At 65.1% G+C, this 19766-nt stretch carries 19 protein-coding genes; 11 read left to right on the top strand and 8 right to left on the bottom strand.

Features of this window, described 5'->3' with window-relative positions; all coding sequences use genetic code 11:
* Window position 1 precedes the first annotated feature (1 nt).
* A complete protein-coding gene (locus QCE64_RS02010; RefSeq protein ID WP_310002515.1) occupies window positions 2–934 on the bottom strand; it encodes a CopD family protein in 933 nt (310 codons plus the stop codon).
* 479 nt (window positions 935–1413) lie between these two features.
* Between QCE64_RS02010 and QCE64_RS02005 the strand changes: the two genes are divergently transcribed.
* From QCE64_RS02005 to QCE64_RS01990, 4 genes are all read left to right on the top strand, one after another.
* Complete coding sequence (locus QCE64_RS02005; RefSeq protein WP_309807306.1) at window positions 1414–2151, top strand: c-type cytochrome; 738 nt, start codon at window positions 1414–1416, stop codon at window positions 2149–2151.
* Window positions 2152–2172: 21 nt separating this feature from the next.
* Complete coding sequence (locus tag QCE64_RS02000) at window positions 2173–3471, top strand: cytochrome c (protein WP_309913903.1); 1299 nt, start codon at window positions 2173–2175, stop codon at window positions 3469–3471.
* Between the two features lie 150 nt (window positions 3472–3621).
* Window positions 3622–4242, top strand: coding sequence for a hemolysin III family protein (locus tag QCE64_RS01995; RefSeq protein ID WP_309807302.1), 621 nt, complete (start codon window positions 3622–3624; stop codon window positions 4240–4242).
* Window positions 4243–4478: 236 nt separating this feature from the next.
* On the top strand, window positions 4479–6044 hold the full coding sequence (locus tag QCE64_RS01990) for a DEAD/DEAH box helicase (RefSeq protein WP_309913901.1): 1566 nt from the start codon (window positions 4479–4481) through the stop codon (window positions 6042–6044).
* A 37-nt stretch (window positions 6045–6081) separates the two neighbouring features.
* On the opposite strand, the gene QCE64_RS01985 is transcribed toward QCE64_RS01990, so the two are convergent.
* The 3 genes from QCE64_RS01985 to QCE64_RS01975 all read right to left on the bottom strand — a co-directional run bounded on the left by QCE64_RS01985 (window position 6082) and on the right by QCE64_RS01975 (window position 9520).
* Window positions 6082–6594 (bottom strand): hypothetical protein, encoded by a 513-nt coding sequence (locus tag QCE64_RS01985; protein ID WP_310002514.1) that lies wholly within the window; start codon window positions 6592–6594, stop codon window positions 6082–6084.
* 45 nt (window positions 6595–6639) lie between these two features.
* On the bottom strand, window positions 6640–7464 hold the full coding sequence (locus tag QCE64_RS01980; protein ID WP_309913895.1) for a ferritin-like domain-containing protein: 825 nt from the start codon (window positions 7462–7464) through the stop codon (window positions 6640–6642).
* Window positions 7465–7882: 418 nt separating this feature from the next.
* Window positions 7883–9520, bottom strand: coding sequence for a gamma-glutamyltransferase family protein (locus QCE64_RS01975; protein WP_309913891.1), 1638 nt, complete (start codon window positions 9518–9520; stop codon window positions 7883–7885).
* A 456-nt stretch (window positions 9521–9976) separates the two neighbouring features.
* Here QCE64_RS01975 and QCE64_RS01970 point away from each other — a divergent pair, with 456 nt between their 5' ends.
* The gene (locus tag QCE64_RS01970) at window positions 9977–10174 is read left to right on the top strand and encodes a hypothetical protein (protein ID WP_309807295.1); all 198 of its coding nucleotides are present in this window, start codon (window positions 9977–9979) and stop codon (window positions 10172–10174) included.
* A gap of 93 nt (window positions 10175–10267) precedes the next feature.
* Here the strand turns inward: QCE64_RS01970 and QCE64_RS01965 are convergent, their stop codons facing one another.
* Window positions 10268–10648, bottom strand: a complete 381-nt coding sequence (locus QCE64_RS01965) for a hypothetical protein (RefSeq protein WP_309913888.1) — start codon at window positions 10646–10648, stop codon at window positions 10268–10270.
* A gap of 219 nt (window positions 10649–10867) precedes the next feature.
* Between QCE64_RS01965 and glpK the strand changes: the two genes are divergently transcribed.
* A complete protein-coding gene (glpK, locus tag QCE64_RS01960; RefSeq protein WP_310002513.1) occupies window positions 10868–12364 on the top strand; it encodes a glycerol kinase GlpK in 1497 nt (498 codons plus the stop codon).
* A gap of 140 nt (window positions 12365–12504) precedes the next feature.
* Here glpK and QCE64_RS01955 read toward each other — a convergent pair whose 3' ends face one another.
* Genes QCE64_RS01955 through QCE64_RS01945 form a run of 3 tightly spaced genes read right to left on the bottom strand, consistent with a single transcriptional unit; the run spans window position 12505 to window position 14815 of the window.
* Complete coding sequence (locus QCE64_RS01955; protein ID WP_310002512.1) at window positions 12505–13191, bottom strand: HAD family hydrolase; 687 nt, start codon at window positions 13189–13191, stop codon at window positions 12505–12507.
* A 37-nt stretch (window positions 13192–13228) separates the two neighbouring features.
* Window positions 13229–14425: an MFS transporter gene (locus QCE64_RS01950; RefSeq protein WP_309913879.1), complete on the bottom strand. Its 1197-nt coding sequence runs from the start codon at window positions 14423–14425 to the stop codon at window positions 13229–13231.
* Between the two features lie 12 nt (window positions 14426–14437).
* A complete protein-coding gene (locus QCE64_RS01945) occupies window positions 14438–14815 on the bottom strand; it encodes a VOC family protein (protein ID WP_309913876.1) in 378 nt (125 codons plus the stop codon).
* Between the two features lie 106 nt (window positions 14816–14921).
* On the opposite strand from QCE64_RS01945, the gene QCE64_RS01940 reads away from it, so the two are divergent.
* From QCE64_RS01940 to QCE64_RS01920, 5 genes are all read left to right on the top strand, one after another.
* On the top strand, window positions 14922–15893 hold the full coding sequence (locus tag QCE64_RS01940) for a LysR family transcriptional regulator (protein WP_309931522.1): 972 nt from the start codon (window positions 14922–14924) through the stop codon (window positions 15891–15893).
* Between the two features lie 132 nt (window positions 15894–16025).
* Complete coding sequence (gene miaB / locus QCE64_RS01935) at window positions 16026–17405, top strand: tRNA (N6-isopentenyl adenosine(37)-C2)-methylthiotransferase MiaB (protein WP_310002511.1); 1380 nt, start codon at window positions 16026–16028, stop codon at window positions 17403–17405.
* Between the two features lie 20 nt (window positions 17406–17425).
* A complete protein-coding gene (locus QCE64_RS01930; protein WP_309807284.1) occupies window positions 17426–18541 on the top strand; it encodes a PhoH family protein in 1116 nt (371 codons plus the stop codon).
* On the top strand, window positions 18538–19002 hold the full coding sequence (gene ybeY / locus QCE64_RS01925; RefSeq protein ID WP_309913871.1) for an rRNA maturation RNase YbeY: 465 nt from the start codon (window positions 18538–18540) through the stop codon (window positions 19000–19002). The genes QCE64_RS01930 and ybeY overlap by 4 nt, the downstream gene beginning before the upstream one ends.
* A 27-nt stretch (window positions 19003–19029) precedes the next feature.
* Window positions 19030–19725 carry a gamma-glutamylcyclotransferase gene (locus QCE64_RS01920; RefSeq protein ID WP_309929187.1) on the top strand — a complete coding sequence of 232 codons (696 nt, stop codon included), beginning with the start codon at window positions 19030–19032 and terminating at the stop codon, window positions 19723–19725.
* Window positions 19726–19766: the final 41 nt, after the last annotated feature.

Genomic DNA, 19766 nt, shown 5'->3' with positions numbered 1-19766 from the left:
CTCAACCCGCGAGCGACGCGCCCGGCACGCTGCGAGACAACACGGCCGCGGCGACGAACACGCCGGCCATCAGCAATGCTTCGAGGCGCAGAACGTTGATGACCGTGTGCGCATCCGCTGTCGCCGCGCTGCGTTGCAAACGCGGCAATCCCGACCAGCGGTTCAGCGCGCCGAGCAGCAGCGCCGCCGCGATCAAGCCAAGCTTGACGAGCAGTGCATGACCCCATGCGCTCGACATGAGCACGCCCGGCGAGCCGCCGGTGCCGCGCCACGCGTTGAACGCGCCCGTCGCGATGACCAGCGCCACCGCGACCATCGCCGCGCGCGACATGCGCGCCGTCAGGCGGATCAGCGTTGCGCGCGCCGTCGATGTATCCAGCGCCGGCAACACCCACGCGCCCGCGATGACCACGCCGCCCCATCCAGCCGTTGCAAGCAGATGCAACGCCTGCACGGCTTCGGCCGCGGAGAACGCTCCGGCGTCGGCCGCATGTCCGACCGCCGACTTGCCCGCTGCCACGATCAGCACCGCGCACGCAGCCAGTCCCGTCCGCGCTGCCGATGCCGGCCGGTCCGACACGGCGGCAAGCCACAACAGCACGCTGCCCGCCAGACTGACCGATCCGCCGATACCCGCATGCGTGCCCGTGGCCACGAGCCACAGCGAGGCGCCGGCCTTGATGACGGGCGCGCCGCTCATCGCCGCTGCTTCCAGCCAGAGCGACGCAAAGCTGCACAGCACGAGCACGCTCGCGGCGCCGGCCCCGATGCGCGCGGCCCGTCGCCAGCCGGCCAGCGCTGGCGAAAGCGGCGCAAAGGCCTGTTCCCGGGACAGCCACACTCTGAACATCAAGGCGCCAAGCGCGCAGGCGAAAGCGATATCCGCGGCCGCCGCGAAAGCGGTCTGCGCGAACCAGAGAAAATCGTCACTCATCGTGCAAGGTGTACGGCAAGAGCAAAGGGAAGGCGCATGGCCAGGAGGATGATCCTGGAGAGAAACCGGAGCGAGTCTAAACCAGGCCGGAGAAGTCGATCGGACAGGTCACGGTGCGGCACAGCATCGATTGCCTGCAAAACGCCTTGCAATTTGCCCATGCACTTCCGAAACTGCATGGATCGTAAGAGCTGAAGCGTGCTTCCGAGTCGAGTCTTTGTCGAATGACAAGGCCTGGCTTTTGAACCGTTCGCTGCTGCGCGGCAAATTGTCGCGAATGCGCTGCAACCGGACTCACGGCGCGATTGTGTCAAATAGTCATCATCATGCATCGATGATAGAATGCCGCGTCGCATCAGAGGCTCGTCGAGCCGCTGTGGCCGTGGTCCGCCACCTGTCGCCACTGTCAGTCCCCTGCGTGGCCGTGGTTCGCCACCTTCGCACCGAGCCGCACGAAGCTCGGCAGGTCCCCGAATTTCATGGAGTGTCGCGTGTTTTCAAGACGCATCTTCCGTCCGCTGCTTGCCTTGGCTCTGATCAGCAGCGCCGGCGTTTTCGGCGCACAAGCGCAAGCCCAGACGGCCAATCAGCCGGCGACCGACAGCATGGCCGCGCGCGTGCAAGGCTGCACCGCGTGCCACGGCGTTCACGGCGAAGGCACGGACAACGACTACTTCCCGCGTCTGGCCGGCAAGCCTGCCGACTATCTGTACAACCAGCTCCAGAATTTCCGCGAAGGCCGGCGCAAGTATCCGCCGATGAACTACCTCGTCACGTACCTCTCGGACGACTACCTTCATCAGATCGCCACGTACTTCTCGAACCAGCGTCCCCCGTATCCGCCGCCTGCCAAGTCGAACGTGTCGAGCAGCACGCTCGCGCGCGGCCAGCAGATCGTGCTGAACGGCGATCCCTCGAAGAACATTCCCGCTTGCGCGGCCTGCCACGGCAAGGGTCTCACCGGCATGCAGCCGGCCATTCCGGGGCTCGTCGGCCTGCATTCGGACTACATCAGCGCGCAGGTCGGCGCATGGAAGTCGGGCACGCGTCACGCGAAGGCTCCTGACTGCATGCAGCAGATCGCCTCGCGCCTGACGGACGACGACGTCACTGCCGTCGCCGCCTGGCTCTCCACGCAACAAGCACCCGCCAACCCGGTGCCCGCGCCCGCTGGCTCGTTGAAGATGCCGCTCACCTGCGGCAGCGAACCGCAATAAGGCGTCTGGAGCGACAACACAATGAAACGCAAGTCCCTGTTCGCACTTTCCTCGGCTGTCGTGGTGGCAGCCGTCGCAGCCGGCGCCGTCCTCTGGTCGGGCGGCGACAACCTGCATTCGGGCGGCGCCGTCGCGGCGACGCCGGCCGACAAGGCCGCCCTCATCAAGCAAGGCGAGTATCTGGCCCGCGCCGGCGACTGTATCGCGTGCCATACGGTGCGCGGCGGCAAGCAGTTCGGCGGCGGCCTGCCGATGGCCACGCCGTTCGGCACCATGTTCACGCCGAACATCACGCCGGACGATCAATACGGCATCGGCAAGTGGACGTCGGACGACTTCTACCGCGCGATGCACACGGGCCGATCGAAGGACGGCAGCCTGCTTTACCCGGGCTTCCCGTTCACGAGCTACACGAAGGTCACGCGCGCCGATTCGGATGCAATCTACGCGTACCTGCGCTCGGTCGCGCCGGTCAATGAGCCGAGCCGTCCGCACGAACTGCGCTTCCCGTTCAACAACCGCAACCTGCTGATCGGCTGGCGCACGCTGTTCTTCTCGGAAGGCGAGTACAAGCCGGATCCCACCAAGTCGGTCGAATGGAACCGCGGCGCGTACCTGGTCGAAGGCCTCGGCCATTGCGGCATGTGCCATACGTCGATCAACGCGATGGGCGGCCCGGTCAGCTCGGCGGCCTTTGCCGGCGGCCTGATCCCGCTGCAGAACTGGTATGCGCCGTCGCTGACGTCGAACAAGGAAGCCGGCCTCGGCGACTGGGACCTGAAGGACATCAACGACCTGCTGAAGACCGGCGTGTCGCAGCGCGGCGCGGTGTTCGGTCCGATGGCCGAAGTGGTCCACAACAGCCTGCAGTACATGACCGACGCGGACATCAACGCGATCTCGACGTATCTCAAGTCGATCCCGCAGAAGAAGGAAGCGCCGGAAGTCATGCAGCTCGAAACCTCTGAGAAGTTCGGCGGCGAACTGCTGACGCTGGGCAAGAAGGTGTACACCGAGAACTGCGCGAAGTGCCACGCGGAGAACGGTCTCGGCAAGCCGCCGGCTTACCCGCCGCTCGCCAACAACCAGTCCATCCAGATGCCGTCGGCCGTCAACCCGATCCGCATGACGCTCAACGGCGGTTATCCGCCGAGTACGGAAGGCAACCCGATGCCGCACGGCATGCCGCCGTTCGCACAGGCGCTGTCGGATACGGAAGTGGCTTCGGTCGTGACGTACATCCGTATGTCCTGGGGCAACCACGGTACGCCGGTGTCGCCGCAACAGGTCAGCAACCTGCGTTCGGCGCCGCTGGACTGATGTTCGACTGACATGTCCGGCGGTCATCCGCCTAGACAGCGTACAATACGCCATGGGGCGCAGCCTTCGTTAGTTGGGGCCGCGCCCCTTGTCTTTTGGCTGGGCCGTTTTGTGATTGCCGCGTGTGCGGCCCTGTCGCGTGGATTTCCTATGCATGTCGGTGAGCGTTTCAACAGCATCAGTCATCTGATAGGCGCCTTGCTGTCGGTGGCGGGCCTGGCGACGCTCGTCACGCTCGGCGCGCTCGAAGGCGATGCCTACAAGGTCGTGAGCTTTGCGATATACGGTGCGATGCTCTGCGCGCTGTACGTGATCTCCACGCTGTATCACTGGGCGCGCACACCGCGCGTCAAGGCCATACTCCAGAAGTGCGATCACTCGGCGATCTACCTGCTGATCGCCGGCAGCTATACGCCCTATACGCTGGTCACCTTGCGTGGGCCGTGGGGCTGGTCGCTGTTTGGCGTGAGCTGGGGCCTCGCGGTGTTCGGCATCACGCAGGAACTGACGCTCGGGCGCCGAACCCGCAGTGTCTCGATGGTGCTCTATGTGCTGATGGGCTGGCTCGCGCTCGTAGCCGTTCATCCGCTCGTGACGGCGCTGCCGCCCGCGGGACTCGCGTGGCTGGTGGCGGGCGGTCTGGTCTACACCGCCGGCATCTGGTTTTTCATCAACGACGAGCGCATCCGGCACGGACATGGCATCTGGCATCTGTTCGTGCTGGCAGGCAGCCTGTGCCAGTTCGTGAGCGTCGCGCGCTATGTCGCGTGAGCTCCGGCGGGACGGATGCCGCGGCATCGCACTATCGTCGATGCAACTTAGCGCCAGATGACGTGTCTTGATAGCACGTCGACCCTTGCGGTATTGCCGGGCGGTCATTGACCGCCAATCGGCCCGCCGCCCGATTTCTCCGAGCGTCACGCATGCGCTCTGCTGGCCGGACTCCGGTTCGCCGCAGCCCCGATTCGCATGCGCGCCGTTCGACATAACGAAGTGAATGTCCATCTATGTCTTTTGATTCACTCGGCCTGTCCGAACCCCTGCTTCGCGCCGTCAACGAACTCGGCTACTCCATCCCCACCCCCATTCAGCTCCAGGCGATTCCCGCCGTCCTGAAGGGCGGCGACCTGCTCGCGGGCGCCCAGACCGGCACGGGCAAGACCGCCGGCTTCACGCTGCCGATCCTGCAACGTCTGTCCCAGCTCGCGCCGGCCGCGGGCGGCGCCAAGCGCCCGGTGCGCGCACTGATTCTCACGCCGACGCGCGAACTCGCGGCGCAGGTCGAAGAAAGCGTGCGTGCCTACGGCAAATATCTGAAACTGCGCTCGACCGTGATGTTCGGCGGCGTCGGCATCAATCCGCAGATCGACGCGCTGCGCCGCGGCGTGGACATCGTCGTCGCGACGCCGGGACGGCTGCTCGATCACATGCAGCAGAAGACGATCGACGTGTCGCAGCTCGAGATCCTCGTGCTCGACGAAGCCGATCGCATGCTCGACATGGGTTTCATCCACGACATCAAGCGCGTGCTGGCGCGTCTGCCGGCGAAGCGGCAGAACCTGCTGTTCTCGGCCACCTTCTCCGACGAGATCAAGGCCCTCGCCGACAGTCTGCTCGCGTCGCCCGCGCTCATCGAAGTAGCGCGCCGCAATACGACGGCTGAAACGGTCGAGCAGAAGATCCATCCGGTCGATCGCGATCGCAAGCGCGAGATGCTCACGCACCTCATCCGCACGCACAACTGGTTCCAGGTGCTGGTGTTCACGCGCACGAAGCACGGCGCCAACCGGCTTGCCGAGCAACTCGGCAAGGACGGCATCAGCGCGCTCGCCATTCACGGCAACAAGAGCCAGTCGGCCCGCACGCGCGCGCTCGCGGAATTCAAGGACCAGACGCTGCAGGTGCTGGTCGCGACCGATATCGCGGCGCGCGGCATCGATATCGATCAACTGCCGCACGTCGTCAATTTCGATCTGCCGAACGTGCCGGAAGACTATGTGCACCGCATCGGCCGCACCGGACGCGCGGGCGCGGATGGCGAGGCGGTGTCGCTGGTGTGTGTCGACGAGCATCAGCTCCTGCGCGATATCGAACGCCTCATCAAGCGGCCTATTCCGCAGGAAGTGATCCCCGGCTTCGAGCCGGATCCGAATGCGAAACCCGAGCCGATCCAGCGTCGCAGCCAGGGCGGCGGGCGCGGTCAGGGACAAGGTCAGGGTCAGGGCCGGCAGGGGCAGGCGCCGCGTGGTGACGCTCGTCCAAAGAGCGAAGCACGGCGCAGTCCGGCCGAGCAGCCTCGTCGCGACGGCGGCCGCCCAAGCGGTGAAGCGCCGCGTGCGGCGCGGCCGGCCAATGGCGCCAACGGCGGCCAACCCGCGCGCGACGGACGCAGTCACGGCAACGGCAAGCCCGCTTCCAAGCCGAACACGGGCAATGGTTCGGCGCCGCGTCGTGCCGAATCGGCAACGGCAGCAGCCGGCCACGCCGACAACCGGCGCAAGCCCGGCGGCAATCCGGGCGCGTTGCTCGGCGGCCGCCGCGATCCGCAGCGTTCGGGCGATCGCAGCCGCTAAGGCTTCTGCTGGCCCGGGCTCCCGGGTCAGCCCTTCTTCACGCGGCGGCGCTCGCCGCCCGCTTCAGCCACTCGATCTGCTCGCGCCAGCGCGCGAGCACCGTTGCCTCTTCCTCGAGTTCGAATGCAATGCCATGCGTGAGTCGCGCATAGGGTACGCGCTGCGTTTCGCCGCTCTCGATCGTCCCGACGAAGCACGCGAGCGGCACGTCGTCGAGCGGCACGTGCCGCACTTCCAGATGAACCTGATGGAACGCTTCGTCGAACACGAAGGTAAGCGTCGCGCGTCCGCCGCCGGCGATGGCCCGCGCCGTGCGCGACGACGGCCATAGCGCGAAGGCAAGCGTGCGCTCGTCGGGGGCGAACAGTTCGCCGGTGCTGAGGAGCGCGGTCCGCACGCAGCGGGCATCGGCATCCGCGACGCACAACGACGCCGTGAGACGGTCGGCCGCCGTGACATGCGTGCCGTCGAAGCACGCGCGCAGAGTCGGCGACCAGGCGTCGAACACGGCATGCGCCGACAGGGCGGGTTTCGATGAGGTGGATGACATAAGAAAATGCCGGCTTGGAGCCGGCATCATGGGTTGCGTTGCGATCTAGCGGAAGAATAACTGCGTCATCTTGGAAAGCGGATAGTGAACGCCGGGCTGGATGCGCGCGGGCAAGTCCAATGGCTTGAGCAGCATCTTGATGGCCTGATCCGCCGACAGGTTGCGCCTCACCAGCGCATTCACGCGCGCGGAGAGTTCCCGGTTGTAGTTCGAATCCTGTGCGTGCTCCGGATAGCGGACGGCGAAGACGTGTCGCAGCGCGATTTCGGAATCCTCGCTTTTCAGTTCGGCGACGCGCCGGATCAACGCACCGAGCACCGCGATACGGCCATTACCCTCGATCTTGTTCCACTTCTTGAAGAAGCGGAAAAAGTGCTTGTAGTGGCGGACTTCGTCAGTGCGGATGTTGTCGGTGATTTCCTTCAGCACCGGTTCGTCCGAGCAATCGTTGATGGCACGATAAAGCGTGGCCGTGCCGGTTTCGACGACACAGCGCGCCACCATTTCCAGCGCGCGCTTCTTCTCGAAAGCTTCGTAAGAGCAGGTCAGCGAATATTCATCGAAGAAGCTCTTGAACGCCGTGTCCCAGTCGAATTCCGGCCAGACGTAATTGATGTAGGTCCTGAGCGCCCTGCCATGCTGCATCTCCTCGGGCTCCCATTCGGTGTTGAGCCAGGCGGAAATTTCAGGATCGTCGTGAAAGTACTTGCTGAGGTTGCTCGTGTAGAGATCCGTGCCGCTCTCGATAAACGAGCAGGCGCACAGCAGCAAGAGAAGATGCTCGTTGGATTGCGCCTTTTGAAGGTCGATCCGGGACAGATCGATGTCTTCGATGCGCCACGGCATGACGTGGCTCGTTTCAGTGTGCATGTATCGCGCTCCTGGCTGGACTGAACGCGCCTTCGGCCAACAAGAGACGGCCGAGGTTTTCAGGCGACACCATGACCGGATTCGTCATGGCATCTTCAACTTCATGTGTTAGCAGCTTGTTTTTGCATCTTAGCCGCCCTGCCGCGAGTTTGCAGGCATGGGGGACAGACTCGCGCGTGGCGGCATCGGTTCCATATGTGCAGAATTTCCACGACTCAAATGCCGACGCGCGTCGCTGCTATGCAGCATGAAACGTGCCGGGACGGGTGATGGAAATGTCGCTGAAGGGCGCGTGTCTGGAGGTTGGCGGCCGTGAGCCCGCGCACAGCCATGCGGAGCTTGGCGCGCAGGACCGTCGCCGCAGGAAAGCGGCGTTCCGCCATATACGGAAACCGCAACGACGCGGCTTCCTTACTGCTCAGAAACCGGCGGCGAGCCCGTCACGACGGCTGTCGCTAGCCGCAACATAACCGCGTTCCGGATCATTCCGATCGAGCTTCCAGATGTATTGCCCAGAACCGAAATCCATGTACGGATCGTCCACCGACTTGATGCGGTGCCCAAGCCCTTCGAGGGCGCGCGCCGTGCCGACGTCCAGCGTGGACTCGATGTCGATCGTGAAGTCGTGATTGACCTTCCAGCGCGGCGCATCGCACGCGGCCTGCGGCTGCTGGCCGTAGTCGAGCATGCGTACGACGGATTGCAGATGCCCTTGCGGCTGCATGTCGCCGCCCATGACGCCGAAGCTCATGACGGCTTCCTGCCGGCCTTCGACCTGCTGCGTGAGGAACGCAGGGATGATCGTATGGAACGGGCGCTTGCCGCCGGCGACGACATTCGCCGACTTCGGGTCCATCGAGAAACCGCAGCCACGGTTCTGCAGCGAGATGCCCATGCCGGGCACCACGACGCCCGACCCGAAGCCCATGTAATTGGACTGTATGAAGCTGACCATCATGCCGCGTTCATCGGCCACGGACATGTAGATGGTCCCGCCTGACTTGGGCATGCCGGCGTCGAAATGCGTTGCGCGTGACGGATCGATGAGTTTGGCGCGCTCGGTGAGATAGGCGTCGTCGAGCATCTGTTCCGGCGTCACTTCCATCGCCCGCGGGTCCGCGACGTAGCGATAGACGTCCGCGAACGCCAGCTTCATCGCCTCGATCTGCAAGTGCTGCGACTCGATGCCGTCGACGCCCAATGCGCCGACATCGAACTTGTCGAGGATCCCGAGTGCAATCAGCGCCGCGATCCCCTGTCCGTTCGGCGGGATCTCGTGGACCGTGTAGCCGCGATAGTCCTTGCTGATCGGCTCGACCCAGTCCGCCCGATAGTTGCGGAGATCCTCCATGGTCAGCGCCGCTTCACCTTCGCGGGCGAACGCGGCGATGCGCTCGGCGATCTCGCCTTCGTAGTACGCACGCGGGCCTTGTTCGGCAAGCATGCGCAGCGTCTTCGCGTGACCGGGGAAGCGCACGAGTTCGCTCACTTCCGGGGCGCGGCCATGTGGCATGAAGACATCCGCGAAGCCGGGTTGATTCCTGAGTTCAGGCACGGCCGCCGCCCACTTGTAGGCCACGACGCTCGCCACGGCGTGGCCGCGTTCAGCGATCTCGATGGCAGGCTCCATCAAGTCTGCAAACGGCAACGTGCCGAACTTCGCATGCAGCGCCTCCCATCCGGCGATGACGCCCGGCACCGTGACCGCGTCCCAGCCGCGCTTCGGTTGCCGCGCCAGGCCATTGTCCTCGCCGTACTTGCGGCGGAAATAGTCGAGATTCCAGGCCGCCGGTGAAACGCCCGACGCATTGAGGCCGTGCAGCTTTCCGCCGTCCCAGACCAGTGCGAACGCGTCTCCGCCTAGGCCGCACGACACGGGCTCCACCACCGTGATGGCCGCCGCCGCAGCGATGGCGGCATCGACTGCGTTACCGCCCTTCCACAACATGCGCAGGCCGGCCTGCGCGGCAAGCGGATGCGAGGTGGACACGATATTGCGGGCGAACACCGGCAGACGCGGTGTGGGATAAGGGTTTTGCCAGTTGAAGCGAGTCATTGAGTCGAGTCCGAAATACTTGCGCTTATGGTGATGACCGAAAGACGCGTGGAGAGTCATATGGGGGAAGTTTGCATTGCGCACTTAATCCCTAGCAAATTCGTTTGCCGTTTTGATTCATGATTTCGATTCATGAAACAAACGAAGCTTTATTGCCTGTTCAGATTAGCCTCTACCCTTACCCAATGGTGCAGTGCGACAAGCACTTCAAGTAGATTCTTCAAATTCCCTTCGGCAAAGGACCGCTTCCGACGAGAAGAAAAGTCAAAGCCAAAATTTTTCACTGTGAGTTTGGCACTCGTCTGACACTTGCCTACAATCCCAATTCCCGGAGCCCGCGGCACAACCACAGCGCGTCCCGGCGCTTGTTCAGTTTCCCCGTACAACGTTTCGAAGCAAAAAGATCCGGCTTACAAGGCCGGCTGCTTATGCCGTTCGGTCGTCATGGAGAACACAATGCTGAGTCCGCACGAATTTGCCACGCTGCTACTGGTTCAGGAAGCACCCAATCAGGTGGACATGGAGCGTCAGGAACTCGACGCCCTGCTTGAACGCCAACTCGTTCAACTCGAAAGCCTCGCCTCAGGACGTCAACAATGGCGTCTTACGGCAACCGGCGACTCCACCGTCAAGGCATTCAAGCGCTATTCGTAGGACGCGTAGCACGCGCGGCAGGACTCCGGACGTGGCCTTCAGCCGCGTCCGTTACAAGTTTCCCTTTAAGGAATCTCCGATACCTCCGGCGCGTCATCCGGCGCGCAAGGTTGGATCGACCGCGGCGCGCCAGCTCAAGGCGCGAGCGCGCTGATCCAGGAAGAACGTTGCCCACGCACTTTGCGATTCCGGCCCGGGATCGGCCTTCCACGCGCGATACCGTTCTCCAATCTCCGCCTGGAACGCGCAGAAGCGCTCTCTGGACAGCCCGCCACGACGCTCGGCCACATAGGCGTCGAAGAACGCCGAATACACTGAAGGAGCGTCCGCGCCATAGTCACCCGGCGCAGCGCCGCACATGTCCTGCAGCGCGCTGAAGGACGGCGCACCCAGCGATCCGTCGAGACTGGGCGTGCTCACGCACCCCGCCAGCAGCACCACACCCAGCACACCTGAAGCAAACCGCACTCGCATTGCCCTCACCCCTTTCCGATTGAGTGACGCCAGTATCGGTCCAAGCGCACCGGCGCGCCACTCGGCCAAATGGCCTAGGCATCGCGCCGTTTCCGACTTTCTCTCCGCAATGTCCGCGCGTCCTATGCCGTTCGGCCGAGTTGTCCGCGCGGGCCGGCTCCGTTAGATTGGCCCGGACGACATTCAAGGCACGATGTACGCCCGAACCCGGAGATCACCATGCAGGATCAGACCATTCTCGCGCTCGACCAGGGGACCACCAGTTCGCGCGCCATGCTGTTCGACCGCCGCGGCAACATCGTCGCGGTCGCGCAGAAGGAATTTCAGCAGATTTATCCGCAGTCGGGCTGGGTGGAGCATGACCCGCGCGAAATCTGGTCCACGCAGGCCGGCGTGGCCGCTGAAGCCGTCACGCGCGCGGGAGTGAGCGCGTCATCGATTGCCGCCGTGGGCATCACGAACCAGCGCGAGACCACCATCGTCTGGGATCGCGAGACCGGTACGCCGCTTTATAACGCAATCGTCTGGCAGGACCGGCGCACGGCGGCGTTCTGCGACGAACTCAAGAGCCGTGGTCTCGAGGCCATGGTGCGCGCCAAGACCGGCCTGCCCATCGATTCGTACTTCTCGGCCACCAAGATCCGCTGGATCCTGGACAACGTAGAGGGCGCGCAAGACAAGGCGCGCCAGGGGCGCCTCGCCTTCGGCACCGTGGACAGCTGGCTGATGTGGAACTTCACGCGCGGCGGCTTGCATGTCACCGACATCACGAATGCCTCGCGCACGATGCTCTTCAACATTCACGAACGGCGCTGGGACGACGAACTGCTCGACGTGCTCGAGATCCCGCGCAGCATGTTGCCCGAGGTTCGCGGTTCATCGGAGGTGTACGGCACCACGCGCGGCACCGTGTTCGCGCAGGATCTGCCACTTGCGTCGATGGCCGGCGACCAGCATGCCGCACTGTTCGGCCAGATGTGTACAGAGTCGGGCATGGTCAAGAACACTTACGGCACAGGCTGCTTTCTCGTCATGAACACCGGCGAACAGCCAATCGAATCGCGCAACAACCTCGTCACCACCATTGCATGGCAGATCGGCGACCAGGTCAACTACGCGCTCGAAGGCAGCATCTTCATTGCCGGCGCGGTCGTGCAATGGCTGCGCGACGGCCTGGGCCTGATCCGGCATGCACGCGAGATCGAGCCGCTCGCCCGTCAGGTGCCGCACAGCGACGGCGTGTATCTCGTGCCGGCGTTCGCCGGGCTCGGTGCGCCGCACTGGACCCCGCGCGCACGCGGCACGCTCTTCGGCGTGACGCGAGGCACGTCCGCGAGCCACGTTGCACGCGCGGCGCTCGACTCCATCGCCTATCAATCCGTCGACGTTCTGAAAGCCATGGAAGCGGACTCGGGCCTGCGCATCGCGGAGCTGCGTGTCGATGGCGGCGCGTGCGCCAATGATCTGCTGATGCAGTTCCAGGCTGATCTGCTCGGCGTGGAGGTCGCGCGGCCGCGCATCGTCGAAACCACGGCCCTTGGCGCGGGGTATCTCGCTGGACTGGCTGTCGGGTACTGGAAGGATGTCAACGAACTCAAGGCGCAATGGCAGCTCGAACGGCGCTTCACGCCCTCCATGCCGGCGGAGGAAGTCACCTCGCGTCTCGCGGGCTGGCAACGGGCGGTCGGGGCGGCCAAGGCCTGGGCGGACGGGTGAGTTCAACCCGCGGAGGAGATGCTGGAGTTTCACGCGCCATGCGTGGTGAAGCGTCGCGACGTGCGATGGCTTGTGGTGCCGCTAGCGGCACCGCGCTCGCCGCCGCGCCGCCCCGCCCGGCCAACGCGAAAACTAACCAATTACGAAAGCACGTCCCCAAAATCCCCACGCACCCCGGCGGCAACCAGCGCGGGCAATTCGTCCATATGCTCCATGATCCGCGTGATGCCTGTCTCGCGCAGCACTTGCGCATACCCGGAAGGAATATGACTCGCGCCCACGAACGCAATGGTCTTCATGCCCGCCGCGCGTGCCGCCGTCAGACCGGCCACGCTGTCCTCCACGACGAGACAGCGCGCCGAATCGACATCGAGCGTCCGTGCCGCCAGCAGATAGACATCCGGATAGGGCTTCGGCCGCTCGACCTGCTGGGCGCTGAACACCCGAGCCCCGACGATCTCCTCCAGCCCCGCGCGCCGCACGGAAGCGCGCACGCGCTCAAGACGGCTGTTCGACACCACCGCGACCGGCAGCCCGCAGCCTTCGAGCGCCGCGCGCACGCCGGCGATAGGACCGACCGATCGTGCGAGTTCCACGGCCACGCGCGCCTCGATCGTATCGACGAAACCGGCCGGCATCAGGATGCCGAACCGACTTTCGAGCTGCGCCAGGAATCGGGAAGTCTGCTGGCCGAAGGCCGTCTTGACGACCGGTTTGAAGTCGATGCCGGGAAACGTCTCGGTGAGCACGTCCAGCATCACGCGATCCGCGATGATTTCGCTGTCGACGAGCACGCCGTCGCAATCGCAGATGAGATGATCGATCATGTTGGCTCGAATTACGTTGAGCCAACATGATAAGCGTTCAGCAGGCGTCGGCAGCGTTTATGTCAGAACGATCGGAACGTTCGGCAGCACGCCGCGGCGCATCCAGACGCGCCGCGAACCACGTGACCCCGAGCGCGGCGAGCGCGACCACGGCGGCGGCCCACGGCAGCGCATCGAGACCGTGGCCATGCGTCAGCACCGCGCCGCCCAGCCACGCGCCGCCGGCATTGCCCACATTGAACGCGCCGATGTTCAGCGTCGAGGCCAGGTTCGGTGCGTCCTTCGCCTTCTCCACGACGCGCGTCTGCAATGGCGGCACCGTCGCGAACGCCGCGATGCCCCACACGAAGATCGTCAGGATCGCGCCCGCCTGGCTATGACTCGTCTTCGCGAACACCGCCATCACGATGGCCAGCGCGAACAGAATGCCCATCAGCGAGCGCATCAGCGCGCGGTCGGCAAGCCGGCCGCCGATCGTATTGCCGATCGTCAAACCCACGCCGAACAGCACCAGGATCAGCGTGACCGCGCGCGGCGAGAAGCCGCCCACCTGTTCGAGAATCGGCGCGATATAGGTGAACACGATGAACACGCCGCCGAAGCCGAGCACCGTCATCGTCAGCGCGAGCCACACTTGCGGGTCGCGCAGCACGCGCACTTCACGGCCCAGGCCGCTCGGCGCGGCGTCGTGACGGTTCGGCACCAGCAGCGTCACGCCCAGCGCGGCCAGCACGCCCAGCCCCGCGACAATCCAGAACGTCGCGCGCCAGCCCAGTTCCTGGCCGACGAAGGTGCCGAACGGCACGCCCAGCACGTTGGCGAGCGTGAGGCCGGTGAACATCAGCGCAATCGCGCTCGCGCGCTTCTCGGCCGGCACCAGCGATGCCGCCACCACCGCTCCGATTCCGAAGAACGAGCCGTGCGCGAACGAGGTGACGACGCGCGCGACCATCAGCAGGCCGTAACCTGGCGCGACCGCGCACAACACGTTGCCGACGATGAACACGGCCATCAGCAATTGCAAGGCGAGCTTGCGCGGCATGCGCGCCGTCAGCACGGCCAGCAGCGGCGCACCGACCGCGACGCCCAGCGCGTAGCCGGTGACGAGCAGGCCGGCCGATGGAATCGATACAGAGAGATCGTGCGCGACGTTGGGCAGCAGGCCCATGATGACGAATTCCGTCGTGCCGATGGCGAAAGCGCTGATGGCCAGCGCAAGAAGAGGCAGGGGCATGATGGCTCCGGTTCAGGATTGGGTGGTCACGAATTCCACGACGACGGCCGGCGCAAGTTGCACAAACAGCTGGCGCTCGCCGGACAGCGGAACGTCGGCAAGCTGATAGGCATAGCCGTGACAGTCCAGGCGCTGGAGAAGCGAGCGCCACTCGTCGGCGTCATCGATCCGCAAAGCAACGTGGTCGATGCGCGCCGTGCCCGGCCGCTGCGCCGGCGCATCGATGCCCGCCGCGACCAGATGCACCACCGGCCGCCCGCCGAGATACAGCCAGTAACCGCCGACGCCGAACGGCGGCCGCGCTCCGACCTCCATTCCGGCGATATCGACAAAGAAGCGCATCAACGCGTCGCAATGCGGCGCGACGATCGTGACGTGATCCAGTTGCATGATCCGAACCTCCGTGACCACCGAAAGGCGCATTCTCCGGTTCGCGCATGCGTTTGAGAATTGGGCTAGTCTTTGAATCATTCTCAAACGGAATTTGAAAATGGCGATGGATCGGCTGGGCGACATGCGCCTGTTCATGGAAACGGCGATGGCCGGAAGCCTGTCCGCGGCAGGTCGCAAGCTCGGGCTTTCGCCGGCGGCGGCGAGCGCGCGGTTGATCAAGCTGGAGAAGGCCTTGCAGGCGCGGCTGTTCGAGCGCACCACGCGCCAGCTGCGCCTCACCGACGAAGGGCGCGTCTATCTGCAACATTGCCGGATCGCGTTGCAGGCTATCGACGACGGCGAAGCCGCCTTGCAGGCCGGTCAGAACGTCGTGCGCGGCAAGGTGCGCATCTCGGCGACATCGGATTTCGGGCGCAACATGCTGCGCGGCTGGCTCGACGCATTCCGCGCGCTGCACCCCGAGGTCAGCTTCGCGTTGACGCTGTCGGATTCGGTGTCGAACCTGCTGCACGAGGACATCGACCTCGCGATCCGCTTCGGCGCCCCGCCCGACAGCGGTCTTGCGGCCCGCGTGCTGGCGCCGAACCGCCGCGTGCTGTGCGCCGCGCCGGAGTATCTGGCGCGGCGCGGCACGCCGCTCACGCCGGCCGGACTGGTCGGTCACGAGTTCGTGGTGGTCGTCACGTCGAACGGGCCGCTCAGCGAACTCGAGTTCACGCGCGGCGAGGAACGCTACACGTTCTCAATGCCGGTCGCCGATTCCTGGGAAGCCAACGACGGCGCACTGGTCCACGCTTGGGCGCTGACGGGACATGGCATCGCGCACAAGTCTATCTGGGATATCGCCGCCGACGTCCGCGCCGGCCGGCTGCGCATGGTGCTGCCCGACTGGTGCACGCACGAGGCGCCGGTGCACGCGCTGTTTCACGCGAACCGCTACATGGCGCCGCGCGTGCGGGCGGTGCTGGATTTTCTGGTGGCGCGCTTCGACGAAACCACCGCCGCGCTGCTCGGCGATCTCGCCTTTCCGCCACGTCGGCCCGTGGAAGGCCGGGATGGGCCCGCGGCGCTATAATATCGCCCTCAAATGCGGTAAAAAGCGGGCAGATCGGAACAGAAAAGCCACGCGAACAAACACCATCCGCGAAGTCCCCTTTCAACTCCTAACCAGCGCCCCCAGATCAACCACTGTGACCGGCGACGATTCATGACCAAGAAAGTTTATGTAAAGACCTTTGGCTGCCAGATGAACGAGTACGACTCCGACAAGATGGTCGACGTGCTCGGCGCAGCGGAAGGACTCGTCAAGACGGACACGCCCGAAGATGCGGACGTCATTCTGTTCAACACCTGCTCGGTGCGCGAAAAGGCCCAGGAGAAAGTCTTCTCCGATCTCGGCCGCGTCCGCGAGCTTAAGGAAGCCAATCCCAACCTGCTGATCGGCGTCGGCGGCTGTGTCGCGAGCCAGGAAGGCGCGTCGATCGTCGCGCGCGCACCGTACGTCGATCTCGTGTTCGGCCCGCAGACGCTGCACCGCCTGCCCGCCATGATCGACCAGCGCCGCGCCACCGGCCGCGCCCAGGTCGACATCACGTTCCCGGAAATCGAGAAGTTCGACCATCTGCCGCCCGCGCGCGTCGACGGACCGAGCGCGTTCGTGTCGATCATGGAAGGCTGCTCGAAATACTGCAGCTACTGCGTCGTGCCGTACACGCGCGGCGAGGAAGTCTCCCGCCCGCTCGACGACGTCCTCACCGAAGTCGCCGGCCTGGCCGACCAGGGCGTGCGTGAAGTCACGCTGCTCGGCCAGAACGTGAACGCCTACCGCGGCGCGCTGACGCTCGGCTCGGAGGAGATCGCCGACTTCGCGACGCTGATCGAGTACGTGGCCGACGTGCCCGGCATCGAACGCATTCGCTACACCACGTCGCATCCGAAGGAATTCACGCAGCGCCTCATCGACACCTACGCGAAGGTGCCGAAGCTCGTCTCGCACCTGCATCTGCCCGTGCAGCACGGCTCGGACCGCATCCTGATGGCGATGAAACGCGGCTACACCGTGCTCGAATACAAGTCGGTCATCCGCAAGCTGCGCGCGATCCGTCCGGACCTGTCGCTGTCCACCGACTTCATCGTCGGCTTCCCCGGCGAGACCGAGGACGACTTCGACAGGATGATGGCGCTCGTCGACGAGATGCGCTACGACACGAGCTTCTCGTTCATCTATAGCCCGCGTCCCGGCACGCCCGCCGCGAACCTGCACGACGACACGCCGCGCGAGGTCAAGCTCAAACGCCTGCAACATCTGCAGGCGACCATCGAGGAAAACGTGCAGCGCATCAGCGCGTCGATGATCGGCAAGATCGAGCGGATTCTCGTCGAACGCCCGGCGCGCAAGGATCCGAACGAACTCGCGGGCCGCACCGAGAACAATCGCGTCGTCAACTTCCCGGCGCCGATGGAGACGCATGCACGGCTGATCGGCCAGATGATCGACGTGAAGATCGTGCACGCGTACCCGCACTCGTTGCGCGGCGAACTGGTGATGGTGGCGGACGCGCCCGCGCTGGCTCACGGGATGGCTTAATAAAGGACACCTGGTTCACTTTGAAGAACGCTCCCACGCAGCATCTGGAATTCACTGCCCCGCGCGAGGACAACGCGCGGCTCGCCAACCTCTGCGGCCCGCTCGACGAGAACCTGCGGCAGATCGAGCAGGCGCTCGACGTCACGCTGTCCCGCCGCGGCCACAAGATTTCGATTCGCGGACGCGGCGCCAAGGTCGCGCTCGCGGCGCTCGAAAATTTCTACAACCGCGCGCGCGATCCGATTTCCGTCGATGACATCCAGCTCGCGCTGGTCGAGGCGCGTCACGCCACGCGGCGCGCGAAGGACGCGCGCACGGCCGGCGGCGAGGAAGGCGAAGCGGATCCGCGTTTTCGCGGCGACCTGGATCATCCGTTCGACGAACCCAGCGCGACGCTCGATCTCGGCGACGACGAAGACCACGGCCCGAAGCTCTACACGCGCCGCGCCGACCTGCGCGGCCGCACGCCCGCGCAGCGCGACTATCTGAAGCAGATCCTGTCGCACGACGTGACCTTCGGCATCGGTCCGGCGGGCACCGGCAAAACCTATCTCGCGGTGGCCTGCGCGGTCGACGCGCTCGAACGCGATCAGGTCAAGCGCATCGTGCTGACGCGGCCGGCGGTCGAGGCGGGCGAGCGGCTCGGCTTCCTGCCGGGCGATCTCGCGCAAAAGGTGGATCCGTATCTGCGCCCGCTGTATGACGCGCTCTACGACCTGCTCGGCTTCGACAAGACCGCGAAGATGTTCGAGCGCCAGATGATCGAGATCGCGCCGCTCGCGTACATGCGCGGCCGCACGCTGAATCACGCGTTCATCATTCTCGACGAGGCGCAGAACACCACGCCCGAACAGATGAAGATGTTCCTGACGCGGATCGGCTTCGGCTCGAAGGCGGTCGTCACCGGCGACACCACCCAGGTCGATCTTCCGCGCGGCCACAAGAGCGGGCTGATCGAGGCGCAGCATGTGCTCTCGGAAGTGCGCGGCATCGCCATCACGCATTTCACGTCGGCGGACGTGGTGCGGCATCCGCTGGTCGCGCGCATCGTCGAGGCGTACGACGCGCAGTCGCAGAAGGACGCCGCGCTCGCCGAAGCGGCCCGTCAGGCACAACACGCGAACCGGCCTGAATGAATCCGCGCCTCACCCTGTCGATGCAGTTTCCCGCCGCCAAGGCGTATCCGTCGCACAAGGCCGTGCTGCCGCGTGCGACGGTCGCGCGCTGGATCAAGGCCGCGTTGTTCGCGGACGCCGAACTCACCGTGCGCTTCGTCGGTGAAGAAGAAGGACGCGAGCTCAATCGCACGTACCGGCAAAAGGACTACGCCACCAACGTGCTGACCTTCGCCTACGCGGAATCGGAAGACGATCCGGTGACGGGCGATCTGATCCTGTGCTGTCCGGTCGTCGAGCGCGAGGCCGCCGAACAGGGCAAGCCGCTCGCCTCGCACTACGCGCATCTGATCGTCCACGGCACGCTGCATGCGCAGGGCTACGACCACGAGGACGAAAGCGAGGCGCAGGAGATGGAATCGATCGAGACAGATATCATGCAGTCTCTGGGTTTTCCCGATCCTTACGTGCCGCTGACCTGAAGCCGGTCCGATGCCCTCTCACGCAACGTGAACGACAAGACACCCGATCCCGCGCAGTTCCCGCCTGCCACGCCCGTCGTCGCCGCTGACGCTGACGCTAACTATCCGCCCATGCTCGGAGACTCCGCGCTCTGGACCGATGCGCAACTCGCCGCGTCGCGCGAAGCGGCGCTCGCGGGCTGGGACGGACGTTCCGACCTGTGGCTGTTCGGCTATGGCTCGCTGATCTGGAACCCCGGCCTGCCGACGCTCGAAGCGGTGCGCGCCCGCGTGCACGGCTACCATCGCGGGCTGTATCTGTGGTCGCGCGTGAACCGCGGCACGCCGGAGCAGCCGGGCCTCGTGCTCGCGCTCGACCGCGGTGGATCGTGCTCCGGCATGGCGTTCCGGCTCGCGGGCGGCGACGCCGCCGAGCACCTCGAAGTCCTGTGGCGCCGCGAAATGGCGATGGGCTCGTACCGGCCGGCGTGGCTGCCCTGCACCTTTGCCGACGGACGGCGCGTCGAGGCTCTCGCCTTCGTGATGCGGCGCGAGGCCAGCTCCTACACCGGCAAGCTTCCCGATCCCGTGGTGCGCACCGTGCTCGGCTGCGCCAGCGGGCGCTACGGCACGACGCTCGACTACGTGAGCCGGACCGTAGAGGCGCTGCGGGAAAGCGGCATGCCGGACCGCGCGCTCGAAGCCTTGCTGAAACGCTGCCGCTCGCAACAGGGCGCCGGATGACATCCGCGTTGCTTACGGTTTTACGTATGAAGGTCACTTTT

Source organism: Caballeronia sp. LZ043, from assembly GCF_031451075.1.
In the GTDB taxonomy this organism is placed as follows: domain Bacteria; phylum Pseudomonadota; class Gammaproteobacteria; order Burkholderiales; family Burkholderiaceae; genus Caballeronia.
Note: the sequence above shows the minus strand (reverse complement) of the source record. Positions and strands in the feature narration are given on the sequence as shown.